Here is a 16,866-nt window from a genome sequence, read left to right as displayed (position 1 = left end):
TTACCGTGGAATTCATTTATTGTATTAATGAAGAATACGATATACATGCTTGGAAATGAAAATAAATCTACAGACTGTGAAATGGACATATAATAGAAGAAAAAATATAATATACGATTCTCTTTCTTGGCAGAGTATGTAGATACAGGTGAGGAATTTACAATTGATGAGAAGGTAAATGTGGATGGTTCACTACGATTTAAGATACACAATAGCAAAGGGGAAACATATTATATAACGATAAATGAAACTTATGTATGGTAACTGTATATATTACTACAATACAGTATACTCATAGGAGGTAGGTATGTGTTTGATAAAAATGAAATAAAAAAAACAAATGAGGTACTTCAAGCTAATGCATTAGATCCAAATATAATTGGCCCTACACTTCCCCCTATTCCACCATTTACTTTACCAACAGGTCCAACAGGTCCAACGGGTCCAACAGGTCCAACAGGTCCAACAAGTCCAACAGGTCCAACAGGTCCAACAGGTCCAACAGGTCCAACAGGTCCAACAGGTCCAACGGGTCCAACAAGTCCAACAGGTCCAACAGGTCCAACAGGTCCAACAGGTCCAACAGGTCCAACAGGTCTAACAGGTCCAACGGGTCCAACAGGTCCAACGGGTCTAACAGGTTCAACAGGCCCAACGGGAGCAACTGAAGGCTGTCTTTGTGATTGCTGTGTTTTCCCTATGCAGGAGGTGTTACGACAACTTGTCGGGCAGACTGTGATTCTTGCCACTATTGCAGACGCACCAAACGTAGCCCCTCTTTTCTTTTTATTCAATATTACTTCTGTGAATGATTTTTTAGTTACAGTTACAGATCCAGTTAGCAACGCAACCTTCGTGGTTAATATTTCTGATGTAATAGGGGTAGGGTTTTCACTAACAGTACCACCTCTAACATTACTTCCACCTGCCGATTTAGGGTGCGAATGCGATTGTCGTGAACGACCAATTAGAGAATTACTAGATACACTGATTGGTTCTACAGTGAATCTTTTAGTTAGTAATGGCTCTATGGCAACAGGTTTTAATGTGGAACAAACAGCTCTTGGTATAGTGATAGGTACTTTGCCAATACCTATAAATCCACCTCCACCTACACTCTTTAGATTCGCTATTTCAACTTGTAAAATTACAGCTGTGGATATAACTCCTACTCCTACGGCGACATAGTTCATTTCTTTTAAGTGGTCCAGTTGCAATTTTTCTAAACTTGAGGAAAAATATATAATAGAAGAAAAATGAAAAATTTATTAGCTTTGTTATCACCCTGTTGGTAACAACCTCATGCGCCTAATGGCTACAAAAGACATCTACTTTGTACCATTTGGCCAAGATGCACCAGAGAAAAAACCGAACTCAATGGTAGCTCGTATGGAGTTACTTGAAGATACAGTATTGGAAGCGCTACAAGGAAAACAATTACAACCTGTTGTTGTAGAAAAATTCAGATATATGAATTAAAAAACGAAAAAAACGTACAATTTTTGTTGAAACCATCATTCTTACTGTAGAATATGATAAAATTAACGTTATTAAGATTAGAGGGGGCATTGTAAGCTCCTTCTAATTCTAAGTTATAGAAGGATTGGTATCTAGAAAGGGGCATAGTGATGGAAAAGCAAAAAACTTTTCATGTCGCTGTAGTTGGAGCAACCGGCGCAGTTGGTGAACAAATGTTAAATACTTTAGAGAAACGAGAATTTCCAATTGGGAAGTTAACGTTACTTTCATCTAAACGATCTGCAGGTAAGAAACTTGTATTTAAAGGCGAAGAATTTACAGTTCAAGAGGCAACTCCTGAAAGTTTTGAAGGAGTAGATATTGCACTATTTAGTGCAGGTGGATCTGTATCGAAACAATTAGCGCCAGAAGCAGCAAAGCGCGGTGCAATTGTTGTTGATAATACAAGTGCATTCCGTATGACAGAAAACGTGCCACTTGTTGTACCTGAAGTAAATGAAAATGATTTAAAAGAACATAATGGTATTATTGCAAATCCAAACTGTTCTACAATTCAAATGGTAGTAGCTCTTGAACCAGTTCGCCAGCAATATGGTTTAAAACGAGTAATCGTTTCCACATATCAAGCTGTATCAGGTGCTGGTGCGGCAGCTATTGAAGAACTTCATGAACAATCACAAGCAATCTTAAATGGCGAAGAAGTAAAGGCGAATGTTTTACCTGTATCAGGTGACGAAAAGCATTTCCAAATCGCTTTTAATGCTATTCCACAGATTGATAAATTCCAAGATAATGGATTTACATTCGAAGAAATGAAAATGATTAATGAAACGAAAAAAATTATGCATATGCCTGAATTAGAAGTAGCTGCGACATGTGTACGTTTACCAGTTGTATCGGGTCATTCCGAGTCTGTGTACATTGAAGTAGATAAAGAAGGCGTAACAGTAGAAGAAATGAAAAACTTACTTGCAAATGCAGAAGGTATTGTACTGCAAGATAATCCAGCAGAGCAGTTATATCCAATGCCAGCTACTGCAGTAGGTAAAAATGAAGTATTCGTTGGAAGAATCCGTAAAGATTTAAATAATGATAAAGGATTCCACCTTTGGGTCGTATCTGATAACTTATTAAAAGGCGCTGCATGGAATTCTGTTCAAATTGCAGAGCGCTTAGTAAAATTACAATTAGTGTAAACGGCTAAGAGAAGGTGCAAAATATGAAAATTATTGTTCAAAAATTTGGTGGTACATCAGTACGTGATGACAATGGGCGCAAGCATGCGCTTCACCATATAAAAAAATCGTTAGCTGCTGGTTATAAAGTAGTTACTGTTGTATCAGCAATGGGCCGTAAAGGTGAACCGTATGCAACTGATACGTTATTAAGTCTTGTAAATCAAGAGGAACCTAATATTTCTAAACGTGAGCAAGATTTATTATTATCATGCGGAGAATTAATCTCAGCAATTGTTTTCTCTAACATGTTGAATGAGAATGGTATAAAAGCAGCAGCATTAAATGGTGCGCAAGCTGGTTTTGTAACGAATAATGACTTTACGAATGCTAAGATTATTGAAATGAATTGCGATCGTATACATGAAGAGTTACAAAATGTAGATGTTATCGTCGTGACTGGATTCCAAGGTCAAACGAAAAATGGAGATACGACAACACTTGGACGCGGAGGTAGTGATACCTCAGCTTCAGCATTAGGTGTTGCGCTTCATGCTGAATATATCGATATCTTCACAGATGTTGAAGGTGTTATGACTGCGGATCCTCGTATCGTAAAAGATGCACGTCATCTTCAAACTGTAACATATAACGAGATTTGTAACATGGCTTATCAGGGTGCGAAAGTTGTTCATCCGCGTGCGGTTGAAATTGCGATGCATGCAAAAGTACCACTTCGTGTACGTTCTACGTATTCTGATAGTGAAGGTACGCTTATTGCGGCATATGATGGTGCTACAAAAGGGCAGGATGTAGAAGAACGTCCTGTTACAGGGATTGCCCATGTGTCAAACGTAACGCAAATTAAAGTGCTTGCAAAAGAAACTGCATATGATTTACAACAACATGTGTTTAAAGAAATGGCTAATGAAGGGATTAGTGTGGACTTAATTAACATTTCTCCTACTGGTGTAGCTTACACAGTAAAGGATAGTGTATCAGCGCGTGCAGTTGAGGTTTTAAAGCACCTTGGATATGATCCAGTGGTGACAGAGCATTGTGCGAAGGTTTCTATCGTTGGTGCTGGAATGGCAGGTATTCCAGGGGTTACAGCGAAAATTGTCACAGCTTTAGCGGAAAAAGGTATTCAAATTCTGCAATCAGCAGATAGTCATACGACAATTTGGGTTCTTGTAAAAGAAGCCGATTTAGTGGAGGCTGTGAATGCATTACATAGTGCATTTGAGCTTTCAAAAGAAAAGCAACTGGAACAATAAGGAGTGAGATCATGATAGATTTTGGGACAATTGCAACCGCGATGGTAACACCGTTTGATAAAAATGGTAATATCGATTTTGCAAAGACAACGAAATTGGTAAATTATTTAATTGATAACGGTACAACAGCAATCGTGGTAGGAGGGACGACTGGAGAATCTCCTACATTAACATCAGAAGAAAAAGTAGCGTTATATCGCCATGTCGTATCTGTTGTCGATAAAAGGGTGCCCGTCATCGCTGGAACAGGTAGCAATAATACGCATGCTTCTGTCGATTTAACAAAAAAGGCAACTGAAGTTGGTGTTGATGCAGTTATGCTAGTGGCACCGTATTATAATAAACCGAGTCAAGAAGGGATGTACCAGCACTTTAAAACAATCGCTGAAAGCACTCCGCTTCCGGTAATGCTATATAATGTTCCAGGACGATCTATTGTACAAATCTCCGTTGATACAGTTGTTCGTTTATCAGAAATAGAAAACATTGTTGCGATTAAAGATGCAGGCGGCGATGTATTAACAATGACAGAAATCATTGAAAAAACAGCGGACGACTTTGCAGTATACAGCGGTGATGATGGTTTAACATTACCAGCTATGGCAATTGGAGCAAAAGGTATTGTTTCTGTAGCATCTCATGTTATCGGGAATGAAATGCAAGAAATGATTGCTGCATTCCAAGCTGGAGAGTTCAAAAAAGCGCAGAAATTACATCAATTACTAGTAAAAGTAACGGATGCACTATTTATGGCGCCGAGCCCAACACCAGTAAAAACAGCATTACAAATGGTGGGATTGGATGTAGGTTCTGTACGTTTGCCACTTCTTCCATTAACGGAAGAAGAAAGAATAACGTTACAATCCGTAATGCAATCTATTCCTCGTTAATAAAAATGACCTAGTGTGAAACTAGGTCATTTTTATTTTGACTAACTATATGTAAGTGATGAAAATTAGCTATAGTTAATAGGCTGTAATAAGAAGGGGATGGCAGGGGGGAGAATTAGTAAGAAACTGATTACAGAGATAAGATTTTTTTAGTGAATATCGTTTCATGTTTATGTAAAGAATTTACATGAATATTTTTCCATCAAACTCTTATTACGTAGGGAAAATAGTAAAACTGATATGAATTTTGCCCTCTTAAATTATAATCTCATTTTAGTGTCTTCTCTTGTCTTTCGCATAATTTAACTTGTGTTCTATTTCTTGTATCAGTTATAATATGGCTAAGTAGCTTAGTACGGGTATGCTTAGCAAAATTGGTAAAAATTAAGATTTAATGAAATTTTCATATCATATCGAATAAGATATTTGATTTATATAATGAAAGAGAGGTGAAACCTGGTTTAAAAAATTAACAAGGACATGATATCGCATAACGGTAAGGACATTCGTCTTGGACGGTGAATATATGGTGGTTGTAGAGTTTCCCCTGGTGTCTCTGCAATTTTAGTGAAATCAGTGTTTGCAAGATTTTTAAACCAGGCAACAACATGAAGAGAAAAGAGAATGAGTCTGTTAAAGTATTTGCTCTTGGCGGAGTAGGTGAAATCGGAAAAAACATGTACTGTGTTGAAATTGATTCTGAAATCTTTATTGTAGATGCCGGATTGATGTTCCCGGGAGATGAAATGTTTGGGATTGATATTGTTATTCCTGACATTACATATTTAGTAGAAAATCAAGAGCGAGTAAAAGGACTATTTATTACCCATGGTCATGAAGATCATATTGGTGGAATTGTTTATGTGCTTCGTAAATTATCTATTCCAGTATATGCGACGAAATTAACGGTAGGACTTATACAAGAAAAGCTTGGCGAAGCAGGAATGTTAGGCCGTGTAGACTTAAAAACAATTGACTCGAATTCAACAGTAGAGTTTAATTCAACAAATGTGTCATTCTTCGGAACGACACATAGTATTCCGGATTCTGTGGGTGTTTGTTTCCATACATCAAAAGGTGCTGTAGTATATACAGGAGACTTTAAATTTGATCAAACTCCAATCGGAAATAGTGGAGCAGATCTTGGGAAAATGGCGCAAATTGGAAATGAAGGCGTACTTTGCTTGTTATCTGATAGTACAAACGCTGAACGTCCTGGTTATACAGGTTCGGAAAAAGAAGTTGGTATAGAGATTTCTAAAGTATTCTATAGTTCAGAAGGACGTATTATTGTTGCTTCATTTGCCTCCAATGTACATCGTATTCAACAAGTGTTTGATGCAGCTGCTGAAACTGGAAGGAAAGTAGCGGTAGTAGGACGTAGCATGGTGAAAGTGGTAGATATTGCAAGACGTCTTGGTTATTTAGATGTTCCAGAAGGTATGGTTATTTCATTACAAGAAATAGACAATTTCCCGGAAAAAAAGGTAGCTATCTTAACGACTGGTAGTCAAGGGGAACCGATGGCAGCCCTTTCTAGAATGGCGAAACAAGCTCATAAACAAATTTCAATTCGTAAAGGTGATACTGTTATTATTGCAGCTTCTCCAATTCCAGGAAATGAAGTATCTGTATCAAAAATTATTGACTTGTTATTTAGATCTGGTGCTGAGGTTATTTATTACGGTGAAAGAAAAGTTCACGTTTCAGGTCATGGTAGCCAAGAAGAATTAAAGCTGATGATAAATTTAATGAAGCCGAAGTATTTTGTACCCGTACATGGTGAGTTCCGTATGCAAAAAGCACATGCGTATTTAGCGGAAGATGTAGGTATTGCGAGAGAGAATATCTTTATCGTAGAAAAAGGCGATGTAATTGCTTTTGGTGACGATGAAGCAAAATTAGCTGGTAAAGTGCAAGCTGGTAATGTTTTAATTGATGGATTAGGTGTAGGTGACGTCGGTAACATCGTTCTTCGAGATAGAAAGATGTTATCTCAAGATGGAATTTTAGTTGTTGTTGTAACACTTGGTAAGGATGAAAAGAAAATAATCTCTGGTCCAGAAATTATTTCACGCGGCTTTGTATATGTTCGTGAATCAGAAGCATTAATCGAACGATCCACAGATATTGTACGTATGATTGTTGAACAATCAATTAAAGAATATACAATTGAATGGTCTATGTTGAAACAAAATATTCGTGAATTATTAGGGCAGTTCTTGTACGAAGAAACGAAGAGAAAGCCAATGATTTTACCGATTATTATGGAAGTATAAAGAAGGTCACCTTTACAGGTGATCTTTTTCTTTTTTAACCCTATCGAATGAAATTCATAACTTAAGAAATAATAGTTATATACGAGTGAAAGGGGATGCGATATGACAGAACGTGATCGTTATACAAATGAAGAAAAAGAAGCTGAGCCGAAAGAAGTTCCAAAAGAGGCTTCTATAGTGGAGAAAATTCAGCAACTTGGACAGACAAATGTACCACAAATGAATGAATCGCGTATTCATTGCTTAACAATTGTTGGGCAGGTGGAAGGTCATATTCAGTTGCCACCACAAAATAAAACAACAAAATATGAACACATCATTCCGCAAATTGTCGCGATTGAACAAAATCCAAAAATTGAAGGTTTACTGTTAATATTAAATACAGTTGGGGGTGACGTTGAAGCTGGATTAGCGATTTCTGAAATGGTGGCTTCGCTTTCAAAACCAACTGTATCTCTTGTTTTAGGAGGAGGGCATTCAATCGGTGTACCGATTGCGGTCTCAACTGATTATTCATTTATTGCCGAAACAGCGACGATGACAATTCATCCAATTCGTTTAACAGGTCTTGTTATAGGTGTGCCACAAACATTTGAGTATTTGGATAAAATGCAAGAAAGAGTCATTCGATTTGTGACAAAGCATTCGAAAGTAACGGAAGATCGTTTTAAAGAGCTTATGTTTGCAAAAGGGAATTTGACGCGAGATATTGGGACGAATGTAATAGGTGGAGATGCAGTGAAGTATGGTCTTATAGATGGTGTCGGTGGTATTGGTAGCGCACTTCGAAAATTAAACGAATTAATTGATGAACGCAAGGATAATAGTACAGAAGGGACAATGCTACAATGATTTTATATACAATTATGCCAGAGCAACTTGTGTATCCGGCCGATTATTCACAATGCGAAAGCCAAAAAGTTGTGAATATAAATGGCGTGGAATTAGTGGTTTCTGAGGAGGATAATCAATGTTACTCTATTGTACGTGTATTAAGTACGAATCCGTCTCACTACCTAGAGTTTGAGCCTGGACAGAAAATTACCTTTTAGCAAAAAGAAGGATTTTGTTTAGGAGCTATGGTATAATATAAAAAACAAGACGGTTGAGCAGCCATGAGTAGGCTGCTTTCTTCTGTTTATTTAACATTTTACAAGAAGTGTAAAAATAGAAGATATAAAGACCTGAAAAATAGAGAGAAAGACATGTAAGTAGATCTTTTTTATAAGAAAGTTGTACTTAATTTCTAGAACACGAGGTGAAGAAATGGCAAAACAAAAGCAAAGAGGGACGAAGGCTAAGGCAAGACGTACGATAAAGCCAACTTTGTATTATGAAATCGTCGGGTTGACTCTTTTTGCACTTTCGATTATTACGATTTTACAGCTAGGTGTTGTAGGGAAATCGTTTGTGTTATTTTTTCGCTTCTTCTTTGGTGAGTGGTACATAATTGGTGTGTTAGGTGTAATAGCTTTATCTGTTGCGTTTGTAATAAAGCGGGGATGGCCCAACCTTTTAAATAAACGGCTAATAGGTGTTTATTTAATTGTACTAGCAATATTAATGTTTAGTCATATTACATTATTTAACCTGCTTACGAAAGATGGAGCTGTGCAAAATACTTCTGTAATTGTTAGTACAAAAGATTACTTCTTCCTTGAAATGAAAAAGGGCCCGGATAGTGTTCATTTAGGTGGTGGTATGTTCGGTGCATTGATGTTCGCAACGTGCTACTTCTTATTTGACGAAGTAGGGGCATATATCATTGGAATTATTTTAGTTATTCTTGGAATACTTTGTATAACAAATAAACATATTGGAGAAGTACTTGCTCCGGTAGGGAGAATTCTTAGAAGTCAGTTTCAAGTAATGCAAGGGGATTATAAAGATTGGAAATCTCAAAGGGTCGCCGAGCAAACTGAAAAGAAAAAAACAACAAGAAGCAAGAGGCGTGAACGTGTTGCTGAACAAGAAGAAGCTATTGAGCCAGTAGAAGAAATAGAAATTGGTCCACCAATTATTTCGAATTTTACTGAGAATTATCCAGTACGTGAAGAGACGGAAAAGCAGATAGAAGAAAATGATTTAATCACTCCTCCGTTTATTGAAGAGGCAGTTCCGCCTGCGCCAGAAGAACAACCTCACAAGAAACGAGGAGAAAAAATCGTTGAATCGCTAGAAGGTGAAACGAAAGCACCTCCTATGCAATTTTCTAATGTGGAAAATAAAGATTATAAGCTTCCTTCGCTTGATATATTAAAGTTTCCCCAAAATAAGCAAGTTACAAATGAAAATGCGGAAATTTATGAAAATGCTCGTAAATTGGAACGTACATTCCAAAGTTTTGGTGTGAAAGCGAAAGTAACAAAAGTACATAGAGGTCCTGCAGTTACGAAATATGAAGTGTATCCTGATATGGGAGTAAAGGTAAGTAAAATTGTTAGTTTAAGTGATGATTTAGCGCTTGCTTTAGCAGCGAAAGACATTCGTATTGAAGCACCTATTCCCGGGAAATCAGCTGTAGGGATTGAGGTTCCGAATTCAGAAGTTTCTATGGTAACGCTGAGAGAAGTTCTTGATTCAAAGGCGAATAACCACCCAGAAGAGAAGTTATTAATCGGTCTTGGACGTGATGTTACAGGAGAGGCTGTATTGGCACGTTTAAATAAAATGCCCCATTTATTAGTAGCTGGTGCGACTGGTAGTGGAAAGAGTGTATGTATTAATGGAATTATTGTAAGTATTTTAATGCGTGCAAAACCGCATGAAGTAAAATTAATGATGATTGATCCGAAAATGGTAGAGTTAAATGTATATAACGGTGTTCCGCACTTATTAACACCAGTCGTAACTGATCCGAAAAAAGCATCACAGGCTTTGAAGAAAGTTGTGAGTGAAATGGAGCGTCGTTATGAATTATTCGCGCATAGCGGTACGCGTAACATTGAAGGATATAATGATTATATTAAAGAACATAATAGCCAATCGGAAGCGAAACAACCTGAATTACCATATATTGTAGTAATTGTGGACGAGTTAGCTGATTTAATGATGGTTGCTTCTTCGGATGTAGAAGATGCGATTATGCGTTTAGCGCAAATGGCACGTGCTGCTGGTATTCATTTAATTATTGCGACTCAGCGCCCGTCAGTTGATGTTATCACAGGTGTTATTAAAGCGAATATTCCATCGCGTATTGCATTTGCTGTATCTTCCCAAATAGATTCTCGAACGATTCTTGACGGTGGTGGTGCAGAAAAGTTGCTAGGTCGTGGAGATATGTTATTCATACCAATTGGTGCATCGAAACCTGTTCGTGTACAAGGGGCATTTTTATCAGATGATGAAGTTGAGAGAGTCGTAGAAGCTGTTATTGCGCAGCAAAAAGCGCAATATCAAGAGGATATGATTCCACAAGATGTTCCTGAAACAAAGCAGGAAGTAGAAGATGAATTATACGATGAAGCGGTTCAGCTTGTAGTAGAAATGCAAACAGCATCTGTTTCTATGTTACAACGTAGATTTAGAGTAGGATATACGCGAGCAGCTCGTTTAATTGATGCCATGGAAATGAATGGTGTAGTAGGCCCTTATGAAGGTAGTAAACCAAGGGGAGTACTCATTAAAGATGTGCAAGAAAAAAGTTCTTAAAAAAAGCCTAATTGTTTTTACAATTAGGCTTTTTTATATGCTGTTTTTGTTATATACTATAGTCACTGGCTAAGAAAGGGCTTACATTTTTAAGGGTCCTTTAGAATACGAATGCTTATCGTTTTGATTTTCAAAACGTTCGATATTTAATGTAGAAAAATGTTGAAATCTGTTGACACATATGGGAGCAAGTGGTAAGATTACTTCGAAAAGAATCACTGCCTCATATAATCTTGGAGATAAGGTCCATAAGTTTCTACCTGGCAACCATGAATTGCTAGACTATGAGGGGAAAAGTGTGTAACAAAGGATGTAAGGAATCTTTGTGCCGAACTTTTTCTCTATATGAGAAATGTTTATGGTACAAAGTTTTTTTTATGGAATAAAGTGTGAAAATTTCATCTTGAAAAATTATTAATATTTATTCGATAATTACGCTTATTTTTAGTATTTAGTAATTTATACTATGTTGTAAGTTGAAAAAAGAGAAAAGAAGTCTTACATCAGAGGTCGAATAATTGAAATGCGGGGGAGTCTTATGTCAGTAAAATCCGATAGTCGTCACCTATATTTGCGGGTGATTGATCACATCAAAGGAAAAATTAAAGATGGGGCTTACAAAGAAAAACAAAAGTTACCTTCAGAGTTTGATCTAGCGAAAGAACTTGGTGTAAGTAGGGCAACTTTAAGGGAAGCACTACGTATTTTAGAAGAAGAAAATGTTGTTATTCGTAGACATGGTGTAGGGACATTTGTAAATGCGAAGCCGTTATTTTCTTCCGGAATAGAGCAACTTTCTAGTATTACAGATATGATTTCTAGTGTGGGGAAAACACCAGGAACAATCTTTTTATCATCATCTACAACAACTTTAACAGAAGAAGAAAAAGAGAAATTTAATTGTGAAGATGCTTTTAGCGCAGTAATGATTGAACGTGTTCGTACAGCGGATGGGGAACCAGTTGTATATTGTATTGATAAACTGGCAAAAGAGATATTACCAGATTTATCGGGATACAATGAGGAATCGCTGCTTACAGTAATACATAATAATACGCACAAGCGTATCACATACGCAGTTGCTCACATTGAACCGATTGGTTATCACCCGAAAATTTCACCGATTTTAGAATGTGAACCTGAAACGGCACTGCTAGTTTTAAAACAAATGCACTATGATCAAAATGATGAGCCAATCTTATATTCTATTAATTACTTTAGAGCTGATAAGTTTAGCTTCCACGTATTAAGAAAACGTATGTAGGGAAGTTCCTTTTTAGGGAGGTGACAGCAAGAAGTAAGGGACAGCAGCGTATGAATCATTAGACAAAACATTTCAGGAGGGGTTTCTAGTATGAAGAAAAAAACAGGTCTTTTATTATCGTTAACGTTAGCAGCAAGTACAGTGTTAGGTGCATGTGGTAACTCGGATAAAGCGGATAGTGACAAAAAAGGGGATAAAGAGTTTAAGGTTGGTATGGTTACAGATGTTGGGGGCGTTGATGACAAATCATTTAACCAATCTTCTTGGGAAGGATTACAACAGTTTGGTAAAGATAATGGATTAAAAGAGAAGACAAATTATCGTTATCTTCAATCTGAAAAAGAAGCGGATTATATTCCGAACTTAAAGAAATTTTCAAAAGATAAGTATGATTTAGCTTTCGGTATTGGGTATAAATTAGAGGGAGCAATTAAAGAAGTAGCAAAAGAATCTCCAAAACAACAATTTGCAATTGTTGATACTGTTGTAGATGCACCAAACGTAACAAGTATTACATTTAAAGATCATGAAGGGTCATTCCTTGTAGGTGCGGTGGCAGCTATGTCAACAAAATCGAATAAAGTAGGATTTGTTGGTGGAATGAAGAGTGATTTAATTAGTAAATTCGAGAATGGATTTAAAGCTGGTGCTAAGGCAGTGAATCCAAATATTGAAATCGTATCTGAATATGCTGAAGCATTCGATAAGCCTGAAAAAGGTACAGTTCTTGCGTCAGCAATGTATGGTCAAGGCGTAGATGTTATTTATCATGCTGCTGGTGGTACAGGTAATGGTGTATTCACTGAAGCGAAAAACCGTAAGAAAAAAGGTGAAAACGTTTGGGTAATCGGTGTTGACCGTGACCAAAATCAAGAAGGTATGCCTGAAAACGTAACATTAACTTCAATGGTAAAACGTGTTGATATCGCTGTACAAAAAGTAGCAAAAGAAGCGAAAGATGGAAAATTAAAAGGTGGTAAAATTGAAGCGTTTGGCTTAAAAGATGACGGTGTTGGTATTGCAAAAACAACTGATAACGTGAAAAAAGTTAACCCTGAGATTTTAACAAAAGTAGAAGAATTTGAAAAGAAAATTACAGCTGGAGAAATTAAAGTACCAGCTACAGATAAAGAATATAAAGAATATGAAGCTTCTCTAAAAAAATAAAGATAGAGAAATAGCAAAGGTTAGTTCTTAGAACTAACCTTTGTATGTATAAAACTTCCAAATTGCTTAATAAGTTAATAGTGTAATAGGGGAATGTTCCCTGTTAAAAGGAGGAACGAAATGGAATACGTAATTGAGATGAATAATATTACGAAAGTATTCCCAGGCATTGTAGCGAATGATGATATTACGCTGCAAGTAAAACAGGGAGAAATACATGCTTTACTTGGAGAAAATGGTGCAGGGAAATCCACATTGATGAATGTACTATTCGGTTTGTATCAGCCAGAACAAGGTGAAATTAAAATTAAAGGAACACCTGTAAAAATTACAAATCCGAATATTGCGAATGATCTTGGTATTGGGATGGTCCATCAACATTTTATGCTTGTTCATAATTTTACAGTTACAGAGAATATCATTCTCGGTAATGAACCGAAGAAAAAAGGGAAAATAGCTGTTGAAGAAGCTGCTAAAGAGATTCAAAGGTTGTCTGAACAATATGGTTTAGCTGTAGATCCATACGCGAAAATACAGGATATTTCTGTTGGTATGCAACAGCGTGTTGAAATTTTAAAAACACTTTACCGTGGAGCGGAAATTTTAATATTTGATGAACCGACTGCAGTGTTAACACCACAAGAAATTCATGAATTGATTCAAATTATGAAAAAGCTTGTGCAAGAAGGAAAATCTATCATTCTTATTACTCATAAATTGAAAGAAATTATGGAAGTTTGCGATCGTTGTACAATTATTCGCAAAGGAAAAGGGATTGGAACTGTTGACGTTGCAAATACGGATGAACATAAACTTGCAGAATTAATGGTCGGACGTCAAGTGAATTTTAAAACAGAAAAAATAGACGCTACGCCCAAAGAAGAGGTACTTTCTATTGCAAATCTTGTTGTTCACGATGCACGCCAACTGCCTGCTGTAAAAGGCCTTGACTTAACTGTTCGTGCGGGGGAAATTGTTGGTATTGCAGGAATCGATGGAAATGGACAAAGCGAATTAATAGAGGCAATTACTGGTTTACGAAAAGTTGAGTCAGGTTCTATTGCAATTAAAGGGAAAGAAATAACGAATTGGCCTGTTCGAAGAATTACAGAAGAAGGAATTGGTCATATTCCAGAAGATCGTCATAAGCACGGACTAGTTCTTGATTTTTCTGTTAGAGACAATATAGTTTTGCAAACGTACTATAAAAATCCATTTTCAAAGAAGGGGATTTTAAACTTTAGCAAAATCACAGGGAAAGCGAAGGCACTTATTGAACAGTTCGATGTACGTACACCTAGCGAACAAACATTAGCGCGTGCTCTATCTGGTGGGAATCAGCAGAAAGCTATTATTGCACGTGAAGTAGATCGTAATCCGGATTTATTAATTGCAGCACAGCCAACACGTGGTTTAGATGTAGGTGCAATTGAATTTATTCATAAAAAATTAATCGAGCAGAGAGATAATGGGAAAGCGGTTCTTCTTTTATCTTTAGAATTAGAAGAAATTTTAAATGTGAGTGATCGGGTTGCGGTTATCTATGAAGGGAAAATTGTAGCAATTGTGAATGCGAAAGGCACAAATGAACAACAGCTTGGTTTGCTAATGGCTGGAGGAACAGAGAAAGAGCAGGTGGGTACAAATGGCTAAAAAACTTTTAACAGAGCGAACGATAAATATTTTAGTCCCAGTACTATCCGTTATTTTTGGTTTAATTGTTGGAGCGATTGTAATGCTGGTTAGTGGCTATGATCCAATTGTTGGTTATAGTGCGCTTTGGACAGGTATGTTCGGCAGTGCTAGTGCGATTGGTGAGACACTTCGCACTATGATACCACTTATTCTTGCTGGATTATCGGTGGCGTTTGCATTTCGTACAGGTTTATTTAATATCGGGGTAGAGGGTCAACTATTAGTTGGTTGGCTTGCGGCAGTTTGGTTCGGTTATGCGGTCTCACTACCAGCGTTTCTTCATATTCCATTATCTATTTTATTTGCAGCAATGGTGGGTGGAATATGGGGCTTTATTCCTGGTTATTTAAAAGGGAAGTTTAAGGTTAATGAAGTTATTGTAACAATAATGATGAACTATATCGCGTTATATGTAACGTATGACATAATTAAACGCTTTTTACATGAGGGCAATGATAAAACATACGATATTAAAGCGAGTGCATCTTTATCTTCAGATTGGTTAGCTGCAATAACTGATGGTTCACGTCTTCACTGGGGAATTATTGTAGCAATTTTAGTAGCAATCTTAATGTGGTTCTTATTAGATCGAACAACTCTAGGTTATGAATTAAAGTCAGTAGGATTTAATCAACATGCTTCTCAATATGCAGGTATGAAGGTTTCTCGTAATGTAGTATTCTCCATGACAATTGCTGGTGCATTTGCTGGGATTGGTGGAGCAATGGAAGGGCTAGGAACATTCCAAAGCATGACAGCAATGTCTTCATTTACAGGGATTGGATTTGACGGAATTGCCGTAGCGCTTCTTGGAGGAAATAATCCATTTGGTATTATCCTTTCAGCATTGTTATTTGGTGGTTTGAAAAGTGCTTCCCCTCAAATGAACTTTGAGGCAGATGTACCATCAGAACTTATTAACGTAATTATTGCATGTATTATCTTCTTTGTTGCATGTAGTTATGTTTTAAGATGGGCGCTTACACGCATGAGCAGGAGGGGAAATAAATGAGCTTTTTAGATATATTAGCCATTCTTGTGACAGGTACGTTATATACATCAGCACCTTTAATTTTTACAGCATTAGGTGGTGTATTTAGTGAACGATCAGGTGTTGTAAATATTGCGTTAGAAGGACTAATGCTATTTGGTGCATTTGTTGGAATTGTTACAACCTTATTAATGGGTGATACTTGGGGAACGATGACTCCATGGATTGCATTACTATTTGCGGCAATTGGTGGTGGATTATTTGCATTACTTCACGCGGTAGCATCTATTACGTTCCGTGCTGATCAGGTTGTAAGTGGTGTAGCGATTAACTTCTTATCTCTTGGTTTAACAGTATTTGCGATTAAGAAGATTTTTGATAAAGGGCAGACAGATTTTATTCAATACCGTATTGAAAAAATCGATGTCCCAGGTCTATCAGATATTCCAGTTATCGGAAAAATATTTTTCTCAAACGTACCGTTAACATCGTATATTGCCATTATTTTAGCATTTGTTGTTTGGTACATTATTTATAAAACACCGTTCGGTCTTCGTCTACGTGCTGTTGGTGAACATCCAATGGCAGCAGATACGATGGGGATTAATGTATATAAAATGCGTTATATTGCAGTTTGTATATCTGGAATGTTTGCAGGAGTGGGTGGTGCGGTCTTCGCAATGTCGATTTCTGGTAACTTCTCAGGTGCTACAATTACTGGACAAGGTTTCTTAGCACTAGCAGCTATGATCTTTGGTAAATGGAATCCACTTGGTGCTCTTGGAGCCGCACTGTTCTTCGGATTTGCTCAATCACTTGGGATAACAGGTGGTACAATTCCTGTATTGAAAGAAATTCCAAGTGTATTCTTAACGATATTACCGTATGTATTTACAATATTAGCACTTGTTGGTTTTGTAGGCCGATCTGAAGCTCCGAAAGCATTAGGAACGCCTTATGAAAAAGGAAAACGATGAGTATTTAGAAAGTATAAAAAA

Annotated in this window: 13 protein-coding genes, 1 pseudogene and 1 riboswitch; all 14 genes and pseudogenes read left to right on the top strand. The window is 37.0% G+C overall.

Going from position 1 to position 16,866, the window contains the following annotated elements; genetic code table 11:
- Positions 1 to 309 precede the first annotated feature (309 nt).
- A complete protein-coding gene (locus tag MKY90_RS19095) occupies positions 310 to 1,188 on the top strand; it encodes an exosporium leader peptide-containing protein (RefSeq protein ID WP_341092312.1) in 879 nt (292 codons plus the stop codon).
- Positions 1,189 to 1,290: 102 nt separating this feature from the next.
- Positions 1,291 to 1,479, top strand: a pseudogene (gene spoVFB, locus MKY90_RS19090) (dipicolinate synthase subunit B); the annotation flags it as partial.
- Positions 1,480 to 1,628: 149 nt separating this feature from the next.
- Entirely contained in the window at positions 1,629 to 2,675 is a 1,047-nt protein-coding gene (gene asd, locus MKY90_RS19085) for an aspartate-semialdehyde dehydrogenase (RefSeq protein ID WP_002014577.1), read from the top strand.
- A gap of 23 nt (positions 2,676 to 2,698) precedes the next feature.
- Entirely contained in the window at positions 2,699 to 3,931 is a 1,233-nt protein-coding gene (gene dapG, locus MKY90_RS19080; protein WP_033731191.1) for an aspartate kinase, read from the top strand.
- An 11-nt stretch (positions 3,932 to 3,942) separates the two neighbouring features.
- Positions 3,943 to 4,821 (top strand): 4-hydroxy-tetrahydrodipicolinate synthase, encoded by an 879-nt coding sequence (dapA, locus tag MKY90_RS19075; RefSeq protein ID WP_002014579.1) that lies wholly within the window; start codon positions 3,943 to 3,945, stop codon positions 4,819 to 4,821.
- 608 nt (positions 4,822 to 5,429) lie between these two features.
- The gene (locus tag MKY90_RS19070; protein WP_002014581.1) at positions 5,430 to 7,100 is read left to right on the top strand and encodes a ribonuclease J; all 1,671 of its coding nucleotides are present in this window, start codon (positions 5,430 to 5,432) and stop codon (positions 7,098 to 7,100) included.
- Between the two features lie 102 nt (positions 7,101 to 7,202).
- The gene (gene tepA / locus MKY90_RS19065; RefSeq protein ID WP_002014582.1) at positions 7,203 to 7,952 is read left to right on the top strand and encodes a translocation-enhancing protein TepA; all 750 of its coding nucleotides are present in this window, start codon (positions 7,203 to 7,205) and stop codon (positions 7,950 to 7,952) included.
- The gene (locus MKY90_RS19060) at positions 7,949 to 8,152 is read left to right on the top strand and encodes a YlzJ-like family protein (RefSeq protein ID WP_002088064.1); all 204 of its coding nucleotides are present in this window, start codon (positions 7,949 to 7,951) and stop codon (positions 8,150 to 8,152) included. The genes tepA and MKY90_RS19060 overlap by 4 nt, the downstream gene beginning before the upstream one ends.
- 214 nt (positions 8,153 to 8,366) lie before the next feature.
- Positions 8,367 to 10,751 carry a DNA translocase FtsK gene (locus MKY90_RS19055; RefSeq protein ID WP_033731189.1) on the top strand — a complete coding sequence of 795 codons (2,385 nt, stop codon included), beginning with the start codon at positions 8,367 to 8,369 and terminating at the stop codon, positions 10,749 to 10,751.
- Positions 10,752 to 10,954: 203 nt separating this feature from the next.
- Positions 10,955 to 11,056, top strand: a riboswitch (purine riboswitch).
- Positions 11,057 to 11,289: 233 nt separating this feature from the next.
- Positions 11,290 to 12,015: a GntR family transcriptional regulator gene (locus MKY90_RS19050; protein ID WP_002088063.1), complete on the top strand. Its 726-nt coding sequence runs from the start codon at positions 11,290 to 11,292 to the stop codon at positions 12,013 to 12,015.
- Between the two features lie 90 nt (positions 12,016 to 12,105).
- Entirely contained in the window at positions 12,106 to 13,182 is a 1,077-nt protein-coding gene (locus MKY90_RS19045) for a BMP family lipoprotein (protein WP_002190493.1), read from the top strand.
- 120 nt (positions 13,183 to 13,302) lie between these two features.
- Positions 13,303 to 14,835, top strand: a complete 1,533-nt coding sequence (locus MKY90_RS19040; RefSeq protein WP_012261536.1) for an ABC transporter ATP-binding protein — start codon at positions 13,303 to 13,305, stop codon at positions 14,833 to 14,835.
- Positions 14,828 to 15,889, top strand: coding sequence for an ABC transporter permease (locus tag MKY90_RS19035; protein ID WP_098168957.1), 1,062 nt, complete (start codon positions 14,828 to 14,830; stop codon positions 15,887 to 15,889). The genes MKY90_RS19040 and MKY90_RS19035 overlap by 8 nt, the downstream gene beginning before the upstream one ends.
- Complete coding sequence (locus MKY90_RS19030; protein WP_002190490.1) at positions 15,886 to 16,845, top strand: ABC transporter permease; 960 nt, start codon at positions 15,886 to 15,888, stop codon at positions 16,843 to 16,845. Before MKY90_RS19035 ends, MKY90_RS19030 begins: the two co-directional genes overlap by 4 nt.
- Positions 16,846 to 16,866: the final 21 nt, after the last annotated feature.

It is taken from the genome of Bacillus sp. FSL P2-0099 (assembly GCF_038007445.1).
GTDB classification, from domain to species: domain Bacteria; phylum Bacillota; class Bacilli; order Bacillales; family Bacillaceae_G; genus Bacillus_A; species Bacillus_A mycoides.
The sequence above is the reverse complement of the archived record's forward strand: the minus strand, read 5'-3'. Positions and strand labels throughout refer to the sequence as shown.

What these genes read in the sequence shown, in the direction of transcription:
- asd (WP_002014577.1), top strand. Translation starts at nt 1,629, where the DNA reads ATGGAAAAGCAAAAAACTTTTCATGTCGCTGTAGTTGGAGCAACCGGC.
- dapG (WP_033731191.1), top strand. Translation starts at nt 2,699, where the DNA reads ATGAAAATTATTGTTCAAAAATTTGGTGGTACATCAGTACGTGATGAC.
- dapA (WP_002014579.1), top strand. Translation starts at nt 3,943, where the DNA reads ATGATAGATTTTGGGACAATTGCAACCGCGATGGTAACACCGTTTGAT.
- MKY90_RS19070 (WP_002014581.1), top strand. Translation starts at nt 5,430, where the DNA reads ATGAAGAGAAAAGAGAATGAGTCTGTTAAAGTATTTGCTCTTGGCGGA.
- tepA (WP_002014582.1), top strand. Translation starts at nt 7,203, where the DNA reads ATGACAGAACGTGATCGTTATACAAATGAAGAAAAAGAAGCTGAGCCG.
- MKY90_RS19060 (WP_002088064.1), top strand. Translation starts at nt 7,949, where the DNA reads ATGATTTTATATACAATTATGCCAGAGCAACTTGTGTATCCGGCCGAT.
- MKY90_RS19055 (WP_033731189.1), top strand. Translation starts at nt 8,367, where the DNA reads ATGGCAAAACAAAAGCAAAGAGGGACGAAGGCTAAGGCAAGACGTACG.
- MKY90_RS19050 (WP_002088063.1), top strand. Translation starts at nt 11,290, where the DNA reads ATGTCAGTAAAATCCGATAGTCGTCACCTATATTTGCGGGTGATTGAT.
- MKY90_RS19045 (WP_002190493.1), top strand. Translation starts at nt 12,106, where the DNA reads ATGAAGAAAAAAACAGGTCTTTTATTATCGTTAACGTTAGCAGCAAGT.
- MKY90_RS19040 (WP_012261536.1), top strand. Translation starts at nt 13,303, where the DNA reads ATGGAATACGTAATTGAGATGAATAATATTACGAAAGTATTCCCAGGC.
- MKY90_RS19035 (WP_098168957.1), top strand. Translation starts at nt 14,828, where the DNA reads ATGGCTAAAAAACTTTTAACAGAGCGAACGATAAATATTTTAGTCCCA.
- MKY90_RS19030 (WP_002190490.1), top strand. Translation starts at nt 15,886, where the DNA reads ATGAGCTTTTTAGATATATTAGCCATTCTTGTGACAGGTACGTTATAT.